Source organism: Paenibacillus tundrae (assembly GCF_036884255.1).
Classification (GTDB): domain Bacteria; phylum Bacillota; class Bacilli; order Paenibacillales; family Paenibacillaceae; genus Paenibacillus.
Genome location: NZ_CP145605.1, coordinates 3,268,988 through 3,285,612 on the forward strand (window position 1 = coordinate 3,268,988; position 16,625 = coordinate 3,285,612).

A 16,625-nucleotide genomic window follows, 5' to 3' on the forward strand; every position below is an offset into this window, starting at 1 on the left:
GTAGATTATATCTATACATACATATAAATTTGATTCGGTATTCAAAACATTGGGGTATAAGAATAGGTATATTCATAACGTGGAAGCCTAACTCAAAATAAGCAATTAAAGGAGATCATCATGAAGAAAACAATCGCAGACGTTCTTGTCGAAGCTCTATTAAATGCCGGCATCAAGCGGATCTATGGCATTGTTGGTGACTCTCTTAATGCTGTACTGGATTCAATTCGTCGTTCGGGTAAAATTGAATGGATTCATGTTCGGCATGAAGAAGTTGCCGCTTTTGCAGCCGGTGCAGATGCCGAGGTTAGCGGTAGTATTGCTGTGTGTGCAGGTAGTAGTGGCCCGGGAAACACACATCTAATCAATGGTTTATATGATTGTCATCGAAACCGCGTACCTGTACTGGCTATCGCTGCCCATATTCCGAGCGACGAGATCGGGAGTGAATACTTTCAGGCTACTCATCCAGAATATCTTTTCCAAGAGTGTAGTCACTATTGTGAAGTCATTACAACAGCCAAACAGATGCCTCGTTCCTTAACGATGGCCATACAGACGGCAGTGGCTCGTTCGGGTGTTTCGGTCGTGGTGTTACCTGGGGATGTTGCGGCTCTTGAAGCGGCAGATCTTCCTGTCCCTGAACATGTATACCATCCAACTAATCCTGTTGTTCATCCTTCTGAGCCTGAACTTATCAAGCTTGCGGAATACCTGAATCAAGACAAAAAAATCACATTGCTGTGCGGAGCCGGTTGTGCCGGTGCTCGTGAACCTCTAATGGAGTTATGCGAACGTCTCCAATCACCCATGGTCATTGCGCTGCGAGGCAAGGAATACCTTGAATATGATAATCCGTACTCTGTAGGATTAACGGGTCTAATCGGATATTCGTCCGGCTACCATGCGATGATGGATTGTGATGTGTTGTTGATGCTGGGGACAGATTTCCCTTATCGTCAATTTTACCCTGAGGATGCAACGGTATTACAGGTCGACATTCAGTCCTCGCATCTTGGACGGCGTACGAAGCTCGACTTCGGTGTCTGTGGTGATGTGAAATCAACGATTGAAGCCTTGCTGCCATATTTAACAAAAGAACATGCTGACAAACACTTGAGGAAAAGTGTTGATCGTTATGTCAAAGTACGTAAAGAACTGGACGAGCTAGCCATCGGCAAACCAGGTAAAACGCCAATCCATCCCCAATACTTAACGAAAATCATTAGTGATGCTGCTGCTGAGAACGCAATATTCACCTGTGATGTAGGCACACCTACGGTGTGGGCTGCTCGATATATTGAAATGAGCCGTAATCGCAGGCTGCTGGGTTCATTTAACCACGGCACAATGGCTAATGCGCTGCCTCAAGCGATTGGTGCTCAAGTTGCAAATCCAGGTAGACAGGTCATCTCACTATCTGGAGATGGTGGTATTGCAATGCTCATGGGCGATCTATTAACGCTGAAGCAGCATAACCTGCCAATTAATGTGGTTGTATTCAACAACGGCGCACTAAGTTTTGTTGAACTGGAGATGAAGGCTGCTGGTTTTCTAGAATCGGGGACAGAACTTGTGAATCCTAACTTTGCTATGGTCGCTCAGGCTATGGGGTTAGAGGGCATCCGAGTGGAAGACCCAGCGGAGCTTGAGGGAGCAGTCGAGCGTGCACTTCAGCATGATGGACCTGTCCTGATTGACGTTGTCGTTAATCGTCAGGAGCTCTCGTTGCCTCCGAAGATTAATATTAAACAGGCTGAAGGATTCACGTTGTGGATGATGAAAGCTGTACTCAATGGTCGAGGCGATGAGCTGATTGAACTAGCTAAGACTAATTTGATACGGTAAGTAAGATAACACGTTCGGAGTTGAGATAATAGCCCTAGCTGAGAGCTAAACAACTGTATTTCTAGAAGCATATTCTTTGATCCACTTACCGCTGTTTGAAGTAATACAGGATAGATTCGTGTGTAAACAAGGGGGTCAGCCATGCCTCGTATGAGGACTGCACTCCTTGTTCAATCACGTTGTATACATCTATATTATCGTGCATCATATTATTTAAAATTGTTTTTATTTTCTAAGTCCTATAAAATAAATGTTGTCAGATAGGATTATGTATCATTTAACCTACATATGTTGCATTTTTTTGTAACTAACTGCTTCATATTGATCTAATGGATCCGACGACGAGAGAATACACACACATGGAGGAGATCAGAATGAGTCATACAGGAAAAGTAGCCATTATCACTGGAGCAGGAAGTGGATTGGGACAGGCAGCCGCATTGAAGCTCGCTGAGAAGGGCGCATCTATTGTGGTAGTTGATCTAGTTGAAGCAACAGGCCAAGGAACAGTTAAACAGATTGAGGCGTTAGGTGGCAAAGCTATTTTTGTTCAAGCCGATGTTAGTAAGGCAGTAGATGTAGAAAACTACGTGAAGAAGACGGTCGAAGAGTTCGGACGTATTGATATGTTCTTTAACAATGCGGGTATTTCTGGACCAGGTGTCAAATTAATCGAACATACCATTGAGCAATTTGATCAAATTATCGATATTAACTTGAGAAGTGTATTTTACGGGTTGAAATACGTGATTACCGAAATGCTCAAAACAGGCGGAGGTGCAATTCTCAACACTGCCTCTACAGCAGGAATTGTAGGCGTTCAAGCCGTTGCTCCTTATGCAGCAACGAAGCATGGTGTTGTAGGATTAACGCGTACAGCTGCAATCGAATATGGCAAAGATAACATTCGTGTTAATGCTATTGCCCCAGGTACGATTGAAACTCCTATGGTTGTTCAGTTTGGTAAGGATAATCCGGAAGTGTTCAAAGCAACCGTTGATAGCATTCCATCCGGACGTTTAGGTAAACCGGAAGAGATTGCGAACTTGGTTGCGTTCCTGCTTGGTGACGAAGCCCCGTATATTAATGGTGCTGTATATCCAATTGATGGTGCCGTAACTGCACAGTAATATCGAATAGTAACCTTATGCGCACTAGGCTAGGCAAACATAATAAAGAAGTATACAAAAAGGCATCTGTCTGAAGACAGTGCCTCTTTGTGTTATCCCCTAGCCGATGTGAAACTTACGTAACTGCTGAGAGATATGCGATTAAATATTAACGATCCAAGGATTCAACATAATCTTTGGCTTCTTTAAGAGATAACCCTCTAGCTTCACGAAGTCGCTTGATGGCTTTAATTTTCTGATCCTTCTGAAGCAGGGAGAGCAGCTCCTGATCTAATTCAGATGGCGGTGTGTCTATTGTCGAAGACGAAGCGGTAACAGACATTGACGAAGCATACTGCTGGGATGAGGATGAGGTTAAAGGAACCGAAGCATTAGACGGCATACGGGCGCCATTCTCCAAACGATCGACATCTCTTTTTAATTCATTCAGCTGTCGCTGTAAGCTTGCCATCCGGACTAGCGAAATTAACATAAATAGCAAAAATACGATAAATATCATTGTGTTCATTTCCATGATGTTGGGCCTCACTTTCAGTTCAAACAATTTGATTAGAGTTGTAACGGAATCTCCTTCACACCGCGGACAATCATCCCAGGTCTCCATTCAAGCTGATCCACGTCAGCTTGAAGTTGAATATTAGGGAATCGACGTAGGAGTGTCATCACAGCGATCTCCCCCTCTAGACGGGCTAGTGGAGCTCCCAGACAGAGATGAATTCCTTTTCCAAAAGCTAAATGTGGACTTTTCTCACGAGTGATGTCGAATACGTCTGCATCTGGAAATTGTTGCTCATCCCGATTAGCAGAGTCCAAAGCAACGATAACCAATTCGCCCTGGCTAATAAGCTGATCTCTGAATTGAATATCTTCCAGCGCCCAGCGCGAAGTGCTAAATTCAACAGGTCCGTTGTAACGGAGCATCTCTTCAATGGCTTGATGAATTAACTCGGGTTGTTCAATGAGAAGATCTCGCTGGCTCGGGTGTTCTAATAAAGCTAAGATACCATTGCCAATCAGATTAACCGTTGTCTCGTGACCAGCAATAATTAGCAGCGCAACAACGCCTAACAGCTCGTTCTCCGTTAATTTTTCGCCAGCTTCCTCCGCAACAACAAGCTGACTGATCAGGTCATTTCCTGGTTCTTTCCGAACCTTGTCAAACCAAGCATTTAGATACTCAATAAACTCTTGGGCATGTTGTTCAAACATTTCGGCGTGCTCAGAACTCGTTGCATCAATGATCGTGTTAGACCACATCCGGAATTTATCCTGATCTTCTAGGGGTACACCGAGAATTTCACTAATCACGATGATAGGTAGCGGAAAAGCATAATCATCAATCAGGTTCATTTGATCCTTGGACTCTATTTGATCCAGTAGATTGTCTGCAATAGTTTGAATATGATCTCTCATTCCTGCAATCCATTTAGGGGTGAACGCTTTCTGCACAAGTCCACGTAAACGGCGATGATCTGGTGGATCGGAGAATAACATATTATTGACAAAAATGCTCTGATTCTCAGATCCATATCGTTTGGCTACGTCCTTACTCAACCGTGAATCTTTCAGTATCTCAACGGCATCCTCATATTGCGTAATGATCCAGCCGAATTCACCACTCGGGAACATTACTTTATAGATCGGATTGTTCTTTCTAAGATTTTCATATACGGGGTAAGGGTTCTGTGTAAATTCTCTGGTGAAAAACTCTGGCTGGGAAGATTCGTTCATATTCAATGGGTAAATCTCCTTTCATCTAAGAGCTTGAAATATGATATTCTTGTTTAAGGAATTACAGGGAACTTTTTGCGGGTTCATACATAAAGTTTGGTTCATGTATATATTCCATATCGAAATGCTGAAACCTGTCTTCAACTATAAATTGTAACGGAGGCGAAGTGTAATATGTCTAATCCTCAATTACCACTGCATCATCATCATATCCCTGCAAGTGCCCTTGTCCTTGGCTGTATGCGGTTTGGAGGCGAGTGGGATGGACTCCCGATTACCGATGATTTAGTCTGCGAGGGACACCGGGCTGTGGAAGCTGCTCTTGAGATTGGCATTAATCATTATGATCTGGCAGATATTTATACACGAGGCAAGGCGGAGCATGTGTTTGGACGTATATTAGCGGAATCAGCAGGCTTAAGGGAACAGATCATCATTCAATCCAAATGCGGCATACGTCTCGTTGGAGATGATGATGGCCCACAACGTTATGATTCATCCGGTTCTCATATCCTCGCCAGTGTGGATGGTATCCTTCAACGTTTGGGTGTCGATTATTTGGATATTTTACTATTACACCGCCCAGACCCGCTTGCACACCCGCAAGAGATTGCGGAAGCCTTAGCTAAGCTTCATCATTCCGGGAAGGTAAGGCACTTCGGTGTTTCCAACATGGGCTCTGAGCAAATTCGTTTACTGCAGTCCTATAGCAACGTTCCTTTTATCGTGAATCAGCTTGAGATGAGTCTAGATAAAATTGGATTTGTCGAGGCTGGCGTCACCGTGAATCGTCCTCAAGCACTACATAATGTGTTCCCTTACGGAACAATGGAGTTCTGCCAATCGGAGCATATACAGCTCCAAGCTTGGGGTGCCCTTGCTCAAGGACGTTTCACAGGAAGAGTCGTTGATGGTCAACGACCCGAGATCGAAGCTACAGCTCAAGTCGTTGAACGTATGGCGAAGGAACGTGGCGTTACATCTGAGGCTATTGTACTTGCCTGGTTAATGAAACACCCTGCGGGTATTCAGCCTATTATCGGCTCGATCCGCCCAGATCGTATCAGAGCCTGCAAGAATGCGGTCCAGACCGAACTAACGCGCTATGAGTGGTATGAGTTATATTCGGCTTCATGTGGACGGCGAATGTAGAACGTAGAAAGAAAGATAGAGAGATTCGTGAGAGCACAGGTTGTTGCCTGTGCTTTTTGGGTTGGATTTAAGTTCATATTTACACTCTTACCTATGTCCATGGACTTATATATCAAGTCTGATATGAAGGACGTTCCAACCATTTTTGCCGTTTTGTACGGTGGTTCAGCGCATGCTGTGATAAAATGCCTAGTATAAGAACATACGATCTGTTTATTCGAGAGGAGATATCTTGACGATGGAGATGCTTAAACCACCCGCCGAGACATTATATGAAACTGAATTACGTGCATTACGAGAAGAAGATACAGGCAAACGTCCCCCGCATTGGTTATTATCTCCTGTGTACGTCAGAGATTTTATTATTGGTAGGGATAAGCCCGCCATATTGAATGGTGAAGAGGTAGCCATCACACGTAAATTTTACGGTAATGACGTACTAATCGAACGAGCAGTCGTCACACTTGCGGGCAACCGAGGATTGATGTTAGTGGGTGAGCCCGGTACAGCGAAGACCATGCTCAGTGAGTTGCTGTCCGCAGCGATTTCAGGAACGAGCTTGAACACCATTCAGGGCACAGCAGGCACTACAGAAGATATGATTAAGTATTCGTGGAATTATGCCATGCTGCTCGATAAAGGTCCTTCAGAAGCTGCTCTTGTACCGTCCCCTCTATATAATGGGATGAAAAAAGGCATTATTACACGTTTTGAAGAGATTACCCGTTGTCCAGCAGAGGCACAAGATAGCTTAATCAGTATTCTCAGTGACAAGGTGATGAGTATCCCCGAGCTGGATGGCGGCGTTTTGTTTGCGCAATCAGGATTCAACGTTATTGCTACCGCCAACATACGGGACAAAGGTGTTAATGAGATGAGCGGTGCATTGAAGCGTCGTTTCAATTTTGAAACGATCAAACCAATCAGCAATGTCAAAATGGAAGCCAAAATAATTGAGTCACAGGCTCGAAGCCTATTATTACATAGTGGTATCGATATTGATATCAATACAGATGTGGTTGAACTGTTAGCCACAACCTTTATGGAGCTTCGTACAGGATTAACGCGGGAAGGATTCAAGCTCGATACACCACAAGCGACAATGAGTACGGCTGAGGCTGTATCGGTCTATGTTCAGAGTGCGATGACATCCTATTATTACGAAGACAAAGATATCGCATTAGATCGGCTTGTTCAAAACATGCTTGGAACGATTGCTAAAGAAAATGAAAAAGATCTTTCGATTCTCAAATCCTATTTCTCTAAAATTGTGAAGGAACGAGCTAGGGAAGAAGGAATCTGGAAGGATTATTATGAGGAGAAAAAATGGATCGGTTAGAAGAAGCTCGGCAAGCAGAGCTTGAACATGTCGAGACGTTATTTGATTCTCAGGTGTACAACCTGAACAATGACACAATCTATTTCCCTATCCGCCATCATAGTCCAGCGTGTTCTTATCATTTGCTACGGTTAATAGAGGAGTACAAGCCAGATACCATCCTCATTGAAGGACCGGAGAGTGGTAATCCTTATCTGGATGTATTAAGTGATGAAGCTACCATTCCACCCATCAGCTTGTATTACACCTATGAGACGGATCAAACGAGAGAAGCCTGTTATTATCCCATGCTGCGATATTCACCCGAATATGTAGCTCTGAAAGAGGCCTCACGGCTTGGCATACCAGCTCAATTCATTGATCTGGATTATCATCATTTCTCGAAGCCGAAAGAGCAAGAGCAACAACACGTATCCGTTCAGGATGAGAGATTGCTCGCAGGATCTGACTTTATTCAACGGTTGTGCCACAAAACGAATTGCCGCAGCTTCGATGAGTTGTGGGAAAAAGTATTCGAGATTGCAGGACTTGAGAAGACCACGCAAGCATTTGTGCAGGAGGTATTTACCTATTGCACTTTATCTCGTATGTGTTATACAGACGAGCAACTGCATCGTACAGGGGATCTCGCAAGAGAGACCCATATGAGACAACGTATACAAGAAGCTAAGCAGGCATTTGACCGCGTACTGGTGATTACAGGAGGATTCCATACCTATGGGCTTGTTATGCCAGATTCGAGTTCAACAAGCTCCGAAAACACTAATTTATCGCATCCTTCTCAAGAGCCGGAGCTAGAACCCGTGCGGAAGCAAATGTATCCGATGGTGTACACATTCGCTGAAGCAGATCGATTAAATGGATATGCAAGCGGGATGCCTTATGTCAATTATTACGAACAGATCTGGAATCACATCCAACGTCATAACCAGTCACCCTATCATGCAACCGCTGTGGAGGTTCTATCTAAACTTACACGCAAGCTACGTGAGAGTCATGAGTATGTTTCTACAAGCGATGCGATTGAAGCTTATAGCATGATTCAGGGACTCGCCTCACTGCGTGGCAAGAGAGAAGGCGGAGTTTACGAGTTAATGGATGGTGCGTTATCCGCCTTTGTAAAGGGTGAGCTTACACTAGCTACAGATAAACCAATACAAGAGCTTCAGCATGTATTGACCGGGGATGTTATCGGTACAGTCGCACCAAACCGTTATAGTATTCCAATTGTTGAAGACTTCAAGAAGCGCTGCGATGGGGCCAAGCTTCAGCTGCGAACGACAGGCCAACACAAGAAAGTGTTAGACCTGTATGCGAAGCCTGAACATCGCAAGCTCAGTCAACTATTTGAATGTACGACGTATCTTGTTCCGGACTTTGCCAAACGTCAGGCAGGGCCGGATTGGATTGCACAGCGTGATATGAATTTAGTTCGGGAGACGTGGGTGTATGCATATTCCTCCAGAGTTGAAGCACGCTTGATCGAAAACTCGCTATATGGTGGAACGATTCAGGAAGCAGCAACACGGAAGATGGAAGAAGCGATGAACAGCATCCCAGATCATCATAGTGGAGAGCTTGCCAAGGCGATGCTGCAAGCCATGCTGATGGGACTACAAGGCACCTCGAAACAATTGGTTGAGAGGGTTCGAAGTGCGCTGAGAACGGATGGTAACTTCCTATCCTTGTGTGCCAGTCTTCGAATACTACACCGCATTCATCAGCATCGCAGACTTCTTGGTCTATTTGAAGATGAGCAATTGCCCGATATGGTGCTCGAAGCATATAACAACGCTGTGGACAAGCTGCTGCATCTCTCTAGAACGAACGCTGATGAGCATGAAGCAATCATTCAAGGATTGAAGCTGCTCGCTATGCTAGCAGAATCCTCGGAGGAACGCTATCTAGATGACACATTCAGAATACATCTGAATGAACTATTAACGGATCATCAGCTTCCTGCTCAATTGGAAGGCGTATGTATTGCCATTTCTTCAGGACTTGGTGATCGCCCAAGACAGGAGATCGCAGAACGAGCGCGTGGATACATCCATGGGGCTCCAGAGCAGATGCGCCAGACTGCACTATATTTGAAAGGTGTATTTGCCGTAGCTCGTGATGCTTTTTTATATGAAGACGAACTGCTGTATGAACTTAATCTTCTTATTGAGCAGCTCCCATTAGATGAATTTATGAGTATGGTACCTGAACTGAGGCTGGCGTTCACCTATTTCACGCCCATGGAGACGGGTCTCATCGCTGACAGAGTCGCAAGTCTGCACCAGGTTCAATCCGAGGAATTAGGACGAGCTCCTGTAGATGAACAGCTACTCCAAGCAGCTAGATCATGGGATGAAGCAATGCGAAAGGAGTTTGACGCATGGAAGCTGACCTGAATAACGAGGTACCGACAAGTGATCAACTAGATAGCGTCAACGACGAATCTAAGGAGATACGGAACACAGCCGAGACCATCAATCGTTGGCGACTCATTCTCGGTGATTCAGCAGAGGTCGGATTGTCTAACAACGCAGCATTTGATTCCGAGAATTTTCAATATCAAGAAGTTGATGAGATTCTAGGTTATTTATATAACCGTGAGTACGGCGAGGAACAGGGCTACCGCAAAACAGGTGGACAAGGCGCTTCGGATCTGACGGTGCCTAAATGGCTTCATAAAGTTCGAGAGCTCTTTCCTAAAACAACGGTGGAGATTTTGGAAAAGCAGGCGCTTGACCGTTATGGCTTAACAGAGCTATTAACCGACAAGAAGCTGTTAGAATCCCTTGAACCAAATATGAATCTGCTCAAGAACATTATGCAGTTTAAAGGTCGTATGAAGGGCGATGTACTCCGTAGTGCCAAAGAGATCGTGCGCACCGTGGTTGAGGAGCTTCGCAGTAAGTTAGAGTCTCAGACCCGAGCCAGTATCCTCGGAAAACGCAGTCGTTACACATCTAGCTCGGTACGCTCTTTGCGTAATCTGAACTTCAAACGAACCATCACCCGAAATTTGAGAAATTATGATAAGAATAAACGAAGATTTGTGATAGATCGTCTCTACTTTGACGGTTCGATACAGAACCATAACAAGTGGGACATTATCATTGGTGTCGATGAGAGTGGAAGTATGATGGACTCCGTGATCTATAGCTCGGTTATGGCTAGTATTTTCTATCGTCTGAATGCACTTCGTACGAAATTATTTATATTTGATACCCAGGTCGTTGATCTGAGTAACCGGCTGGAAGACCCCGTGGACGTTCTCATGAATGTACAGCTCGGTGGGGGAACACATATCGCCAAAGCGTTAAGGTACGGTGAGACGTTAATCGATAACCCTGGCAAAACGATCTATATTCTCGTCAGCGACCTGGAAGAAGGATTCCACATCAATCACATGTATCAAGCGTGTAAAGATATTATTGATGCGGGCTGCAAATTACTCGTGCTCACCGCCCTCGATTTCAATGGAGATTCGGTCTACAACAAACATGCTGCGCAGACACTCACGAATATGGGTGCGCATGTTGCAGCCATCACCCCGAATGAACTTGCAGATTGGATTGGTGAGATTATCACGTAAGGCTGTCTGGATGTTTGAAGGATAACATAGAACCACATAACGTTTGTTGAATGTAAACTCAACCTTAAGGAGGACTAAAATATGATAACAGTTGATCGCGGAGTTGAAGGTTTAGTCGAAAAGTTTGCAGTGATGTGCTCTCAAGATTATTCACTTAGAACAGACCGTAGTGATGAAATTATTGAATATGTCATGGGACGTACGGATAAGTTTCCTGAGATGATGGGGAAATCAAGCCATTATGTCTATTATACGATTGATATGTTAACTAAGCTTGGCAAAAAGGATGACGGAGATGTGTTTTTCCGTGCAGGAGCTATTGTGATGCATTTGGAATCAAGCTACGCTAAGCGAAATTCGTGGCAAACGAGTGCGTTTGAAATATGTATTAGCGCTGCGTTCTCACCGTATGGCTTAGCTGGAAGAAGCTCAAACCCTGATCGCATGGCTCATCTAGTGCAACGACTGAACAAAATCAAGCAATTCGCTGGTGAAGAGGAAATCCATGAAGAATTGAAGGGCAGATTGAAACGTGCACAGTGGCTTCTAAACAACAAGGAGAATCAGGGCAACTATCGGGATATCCTTCAAGCACTGATGTTATTACATCTGTACTCCAAGCTAAGCGACGCTCCCTCGCATGTTGAACAGGTTCAAGAATATAAGCAATCTCTGCCGCCATTATTGCAATATGTGATGGAAGATGATTCGGAGAAGCTGCGGGATGAACTACATACATTAATTGAGCCTGCAATTGTGCGTAATATGCAAGGAAAGCATAACAGCTCTGCCAAAGTGCTGAAGGATGAGCCTATACAGCAAAAGCGCAGTCAGCTTATAGCTGAGTATTATCCGAATACTGAACTTTCTTCCAAAGAACAAGGCTCACATAGTGAGTTTCATCAAACGATGGTGCTGCTCAGCAGTGCTGTGCTGTGCCTGATTAATATTCATGGAGGCAAACAGCGCTTCCTTGATGCGAAGACGGAGACAGGGGCTGTTTTGCTAGATACCATCCAACGTTTACATGAGGTGTACCCCCTCGAAGTTCGCCAGTATTTGCTTGGCTTGGACTCCAGGCCGAAGAATGCTAATGCTCTGCTTGAAGGACTGATTTCCCTGGAGGAGCCTTACCAGTTGATTGAATTGTTACGTGATGAACTCAATGCTTACATGATATCTTGGAACACGCTGCACGCTGCTATTGCGAGTCAACCAGAGCAAGCGGCACGCGCATATGAGATTCTGAAGACTCCTTTTCTCAAGGCCGTTATTCAAAAGATAATGGAAGATAATGGATTAACATTACCTAATCCGGAAGCGACTATGGAGGAAGCTGTGTTCAACGCTCTTCGTCAGCCTTTGGATGGCGGAAGACAGGGACTTGCGATTGCACGGTATTTAAATGGCGAAACGTCACTAGAAGAATATTGGGAAGATCCAAACAGTCGCGGACTGTTCAATCATCTGAATCGGGATCGAAAACGAATTAACAATCTAATTAGCGTTAGCTTTCTGCCACTTGATTCGGAAGCGATGCGCCGGTTCGCCATTTTGACGACTCATCCGGATTGGACGCTGGATATTATCTCGGATATGTATAGCTCTTATGCTTTCAGTGGCGAGAAACTACTGCAACGTTATGGACAAGATCCTGAGGTGAAGCGTGAGCAATTACTTACCAGTCTATTTTCGCTTAATGGAATGACGGACTACAGCTACAAATCGATGCCACAGGATGAATATCGTCGCATCATTCAGCAGAATCTGGATTATGCTATTGCACAATATAAGAAACTGCCTACAGACACTCGGATTTTGATACTGGACATTGCTTTTGAACAACGTGAAGAGCTTCCAAAGCCAAAGCTAGCTGAGGCGATTCGCGCGGGACTACAGGATTCTTCCAAGAAAGCGACGAGTACCGCTTTAGCTGAATTCAACCGCATACCGGATCAGGAATTATATATGTTGATATACCGCTCAGAGAAAAAAGCAGCAATCAAAGAGATGGCTTTATCTGCAATCCGAACACTAGAGAATAGCAAGACATTATACGAGGAGCTGCTAAAGAGCGAGAAATCAGCAGATTGGAAAAACCTGATTCAGATCCTGCAAGAAACTGCAGATCAGAGTCCGGAGTTTGCACATGCTGCGCTTGCTGATCAAGCAGATACCAAAAAACTATCTCGACTCGGTTGGTTGTCGGTGAAAGATTTACCTGCTCTCATTCGCTCTGAGGATAATCAACCGTTAGATGATCGCATCAAGCAGTATGCCCTGGTGCAATCGCTGGAGCATACAACTGCTCCGAATGAACGACTTAATGAACTTCGCGAATATATTAGCGAGGAATCGTTGGCACGATTTGTGAATGAGTTACTGCATGTGTGGATTCAAGATGGCGCTCCTGCCAAAGAGAAGTGGGTGATGTACCTTGCAGCACTCTTTGGTGATATTCAGATTGTGAATATATTGGCTTCTCAGATCAAGGAGTGGACAGAGAATAGCCGTGGTGCCATTGCAGCAGATGCTGTAAAAGTGCTTGCATACCTTAAAGAGCCCTCTGCTCTTATGGCCATCGACAAAATTAAACGTAGTGTGAAGAATCGTCAGGTTAAAGGTGCAGCAGAAGAAGCGTTGCAGCTCGCAGCAGACAATCTTGGGCTCACTTCGGAGCAGCTGGAAGATCGATTGGTGACAACTCTCGGATTCGATGAAAAAGGTACGTTACGGCTAAGTTATGGGGAGCGCTCATTCCTCATCAAGGTGAGCAGTGATCTGCAGGTCGTCGTGCTGAATGAAGAAACAGGTAAATCCGTGAAGAGTCTTCCTGCTCCCGCGCAAAAAGACGATGCTGAGCTCGCCGCTAAATCCAAGGCACGTTTCACACAACTGAAGAAAGAACTCAAATCCATGGTTACTATTCAAGCACAACGACTTGAAGAATCGTTATCCAAGCAACGTTTATGGACTGCAGAGGACTGGAAAGACCTATTCGTTCGCAATGTCATTATGCGTAAATTCGCTGTTGGTCTGATCTGGGGAACGTATGAAAATGGGGAGCTGGTAGACACCTTCCGTTACATGGAAGATGGTACGTTTAATACCGTGGACGAGGATGAATACGAGCTTGCTTCGTCTGCGCGAGTTGGACTTGTACATCCACTTGAGCTTGAGGCTTCCTCATTAGAAGCTTGGAAGACACAACTAGAGGATTATGAGATCAAGCAACCGTTTGAACAGCTTGAACGTGAGGCACATGTCGTTGAAGATGATGATAAAAATAAAGTTGAATATGAGCACTTGCCAGAGGCCGAATTCTCGCCAACTGCTCTGCCAAAAGCATTGGAGAAATACGGATGGATCAAAGGCCCAGCACAGGACGGTGGCTGGTATCATGAATTTTACAAGGAATATGGAGACCTCGTTGCAGAACTACAGTTCAGTGGTACGAGCATCACGTATTATGATGGATTAGAAGAGATTACACTTGAAGGGCTACACTTCTTCAAACCGGAGAATAACAGATCTTATTATTATGGTAACAACAAAGCTATTCCGCTCGGACAAGTATCTGAACGCATATTTAGTGAAACCATCTATGATATTTTGAGAGCAACGGGGCGTTGATCAGGTGAGTTTATTTGAACAGAAGTTCCGGATATTCTCCAATCTATGTACTGAAGATTATTTGATTCGATATGCGAATAAGGGATTATACAAGCGGTCTTTAAAAGAGTTGGACAACGGTGTAACGGTAGATTACACATGGAACGAGACATCCGTCAGTTGTGTGCTAAGTGAAGGCTCCACGTGTACGTTGCAAGATACGCTAGATCAGTGGCAATGTTCATGCCCGTCTGAACAGATCTGCAAGCATGTGTTAATTTCAATCCTCTATTATCAGCGGGAGCATGCATCGACAGATATTAAAAATACGGATGAGCAAGGTGAAGCAGATGTCGTAACCGGTGTAAATGACGCAAATCAACTTGATGAAGTTTATGTAGATCAGGCTTCATCGTCTATGGTCACAGCGTCCCGATTCCGCTGGATGGTTGAATCCAATCTTACAACATTGATTAAATCACTGAGTTCATCAGTCATTGAAGAAGTGCTGTTCCGATTGAGATATCCTGAAGCCATAAAAGTGTTGGAAGACACGCTTCTTACGGTATATCTTGTGAATCAGGACATCGAAGTTTCGTTCACCGAAGAGCCCAGTCTTGCTAAAGCTCTGTGCAAGGTGAAGCAAACGTCTGGAAATATCGCTAAGCTCGAAGCGCTGCTTCGTTACCGGATGCAACAAGGGATAGATGATACCGAATCTCTAAATACCAAGGCATTCGACCTGAAATTCTCATTACAGACGGTTAGGGAATGTCGTGTTATCCTAGCAGAAATGCTCAAGACAGGCTTAGCTCGCCTTCCTGAGTCCTATGTGGCAGCGTTGGAAACGCTAGCGATTACAGCCCATAGTGGTAATTTACCTGATATCGAGCGTAGTTTACGCGGAATTCAGGGGGAGCTACAGTTGTTCTTTAACCGACATGTACGCTTCTCTATGCCCACATTGCTAAGCCGAGTAAGCAAGCTGTATCTTGCACTTCACGTTCTTGAACAGGAAAATGCATCAGCGATTCAACAAAGCCAGCTAATTGGTCGATTCCGCAGTAAATATTATACGGTGCCCGAGCTGCATTTGTATGGAATCGGAGCAGACGCATGGGAGACACGCTCGGGCTTCCGGGGCATCACGTATTATTTCTATGGGTTAGATGATCAGCAGATCTATACGTATAGCGATGTCAGAGCCACTTATTATGATGATCAAGAATTCTCTTATACAGAACATTATGGATCTTACATTCCATGGCTGCCCCAGGTGACGTTTCGTCAGTTTGCAGGAGAAGAAGTGCAATTTCGCGCTGTCAAAGTAAATGAAGAACGTAGGCTATCTTCTGGCGAGGGAGCTAAGCTTACGATACTCCCTCGGACAGAAGTAGAAAATGTGAATGTAGCGTCGCTGGTACAGGAAGCTTCATTGATTCTGAGTCATGATTCACAGGAAGTTAGCTTGTTCTCTGCGCCTAAAGAGCGACTCGCGATGATTCAGGTTTCTCGTATATTGGAGCATCACTTTGAACCAAGCACGCAGGATCTTATGCTTACGATGTTGACAGAAGCAAATGAAGAGCTCGTGCTAACATTACCTTATGCCTCGGATTGGGAAACGACGATTAAACGGCTGGAATCCGGCTATGGCGCAGCAGCTCTAGAGCATTTCTATGCTTTTGTCCGAGTGGAGCAGCAGCAGATTGTCCCAATCAGTTTTCTGAAAGGAAGCACCGTATTCAGTCTTAAGCTGGATCTGGGTTATGGAAGGATGAAGAGACTTGGAAGACTATAGTTACCTCATGCAGAGATTCGAGAGTTGGTCGGAAGAGTTGTTATTGCGAGGTTTATCCCAGTTTAGCACGAGAGATCTGGACGTACTGCAACCACTGGCGGAGGAATCATTGCAGTTGCAGATGACGTTTCTATACGAATTAGTTGGCCATGTGATCCAGGAGGGTCGCCGAGTCGCTCTTGGAGAAGGCGATGAAGATGTATTGTTATTTCATTTTTGTCGTCTGACCCAATATGTACAGCTTAGTAGTAAACAAGACACCCCGTAGAAGGGTAGTGAAGCTTACTTCAGCGATTTAGAGTTTGGTTCATCCGAGCATATATTTATAATCTAAACAAAGAACCTCATACGTTATTAAATGTAGAAGATTTGCAGTCGGCTCTTACCCCTGCAAATCTTTTTTTCATCTGTGTAAGTAAAAGTCGT

Annotated in this window: 11 protein-coding genes; 9 read left to right on the forward strand and 2 right to left on the reverse strand. The window is 44.6% G+C overall.

Features of this window, described 5'->3' with window-relative positions; all coding sequences use genetic code 11:
- Positions 1 to 120: 120 nt before the first annotated feature.
- Both poxB and V6W81_RS14675 read left to right on the forward strand, forming a co-directional pair.
- Entirely contained in the window at positions 121 to 1,848 is a 1,728-nt protein-coding gene (gene poxB / locus V6W81_RS14670; protein WP_145047730.1) for a ubiquinone-dependent pyruvate dehydrogenase, read from the forward strand.
- Positions 1,849 to 2,222: 374 nt separating this feature from the next.
- The gene (locus tag V6W81_RS14675; RefSeq protein WP_338539518.1) at positions 2,223 to 2,978 is read left to right on the forward strand and encodes an SDR family NAD(P)-dependent oxidoreductase; all 756 of its coding nucleotides are present in this window, start codon (positions 2,223 to 2,225) and stop codon (positions 2,976 to 2,978) included.
- A gap of 148 nt (positions 2,979 to 3,126) precedes the next feature.
- On the opposite strand, the gene V6W81_RS14680 is transcribed toward V6W81_RS14675, so the two are convergent.
- Together V6W81_RS14680 and V6W81_RS14685 are read right to left on the reverse strand one after the other, a co-directional pair.
- Positions 3,127 to 3,492 carry a ribosomal protein L7/L12 gene (locus V6W81_RS14680; RefSeq protein ID WP_338539519.1) on the reverse strand — a complete coding sequence of 122 codons (366 nt, stop codon included), beginning with the start codon at positions 3,490 to 3,492 and terminating at the stop codon, positions 3,127 to 3,129.
- A 35-nt stretch (positions 3,493 to 3,527) separates the two neighbouring features.
- The gene (locus V6W81_RS14685) at positions 3,528 to 4,715 is read right to left on the reverse strand and encodes a cytochrome P450 family protein (protein ID WP_338539520.1); all 1,188 of its coding nucleotides are present in this window, start codon (positions 4,713 to 4,715) and stop codon (positions 3,528 to 3,530) included.
- Positions 4,716 to 4,883: 168 nt separating this feature from the next.
- Here V6W81_RS14685 and V6W81_RS14690 point away from each other — a divergent pair, with 168 nt between their 5' ends.
- The 7 genes from V6W81_RS14690 to V6W81_RS14720 all read left to right on the forward strand — a co-directional run bounded on the left by V6W81_RS14690 (position 4,884) and on the right by V6W81_RS14720 (position 16,467).
- On the forward strand, positions 4,884 to 5,861 hold the full coding sequence (locus tag V6W81_RS14690; protein WP_338539521.1) for an aldo/keto reductase: 978 nt from the start codon (positions 4,884 to 4,886) through the stop codon (positions 5,859 to 5,861).
- A 238-nt stretch (positions 5,862 to 6,099) separates the two neighbouring features.
- Positions 6,100 to 7,200: an ATP-binding protein gene (locus V6W81_RS14695; RefSeq protein ID WP_307216658.1), complete on the forward strand. Its 1,101-nt coding sequence runs from the start codon at positions 6,100 to 6,102 to the stop codon at positions 7,198 to 7,200.
- Complete coding sequence (locus V6W81_RS14700) at positions 7,188 to 9,596, forward strand: DUF5682 family protein (RefSeq protein WP_338539522.1); 2,409 nt, start codon at positions 7,188 to 7,190, stop codon at positions 9,594 to 9,596. Before V6W81_RS14695 ends, V6W81_RS14700 begins: the two co-directional genes overlap by 13 nt.
- Positions 9,581 to 10,786, forward strand: a complete 1,206-nt coding sequence (locus tag V6W81_RS14705; RefSeq protein ID WP_338539523.1) for a VWA domain-containing protein — start codon at positions 9,581 to 9,583, stop codon at positions 10,784 to 10,786. The genes V6W81_RS14700 and V6W81_RS14705 overlap by 16 nt, the downstream gene beginning before the upstream one ends.
- Before the next feature lie 81 nt (positions 10,787 to 10,867).
- On the forward strand, positions 10,868 to 14,419 hold the full coding sequence (locus V6W81_RS14710) for a DUF4132 domain-containing protein (RefSeq protein WP_338539524.1): 3,552 nt from the start codon (positions 10,868 to 10,870) through the stop codon (positions 14,417 to 14,419).
- A gap of 4 nt (positions 14,420 to 14,423) precedes the next feature.
- Positions 14,424 to 16,199 carry a hypothetical protein gene (locus tag V6W81_RS14715; protein WP_338539525.1) on the forward strand — a complete coding sequence of 592 codons (1,776 nt, stop codon included), beginning with the start codon at positions 14,424 to 14,426 and terminating at the stop codon, positions 16,197 to 16,199.
- The gene (locus tag V6W81_RS14720; protein ID WP_338539526.1) at positions 16,186 to 16,467 is read left to right on the forward strand and encodes a hypothetical protein; all 282 of its coding nucleotides are present in this window, start codon (positions 16,186 to 16,188) and stop codon (positions 16,465 to 16,467) included. The genes V6W81_RS14715 and V6W81_RS14720 overlap by 14 nt, the downstream gene beginning before the upstream one ends.
- The last annotated feature ends 158 nt before the right edge of the window (positions 16,468 to 16,625 follow it).

Coding starts and splice junctions, on each gene's coding strand:
- poxB (WP_145047730.1), top strand. CDS start 121: ATGAAGAAAACAATCGCAGACGTTCTTGTCGAAGCTCTATTAAATGCC.
- V6W81_RS14675 (WP_338539518.1), top strand. CDS start 2,223: ATGAGTCATACAGGAAAAGTAGCCATTATCACTGGAGCAGGAAGTGGA.
- V6W81_RS14680 (WP_338539519.1), bottom strand. CDS start 3,492: ATGGAAATGAACACAATGATATTTATCGTATTTTTGCTATTTATGTTA.
- V6W81_RS14690 (WP_338539521.1), top strand. CDS start 4,884: ATGTCTAATCCTCAATTACCACTGCATCATCATCATATCCCTGCAAGT.
- V6W81_RS14695 (WP_307216658.1), top strand. CDS start 6,100: ATGGAGATGCTTAAACCACCCGCCGAGACATTATATGAAACTGAATTA.
- V6W81_RS14700 (WP_338539522.1), top strand. CDS start 7,188: ATGGATCGGTTAGAAGAAGCTCGGCAAGCAGAGCTTGAACATGTCGAG.
- V6W81_RS14705 (WP_338539523.1), top strand. CDS start 9,581: ATGGAAGCTGACCTGAATAACGAGGTACCGACAAGTGATCAACTAGAT.
- V6W81_RS14710 (WP_338539524.1), top strand. CDS start 10,868: ATGATAACAGTTGATCGCGGAGTTGAAGGTTTAGTCGAAAAGTTTGCA.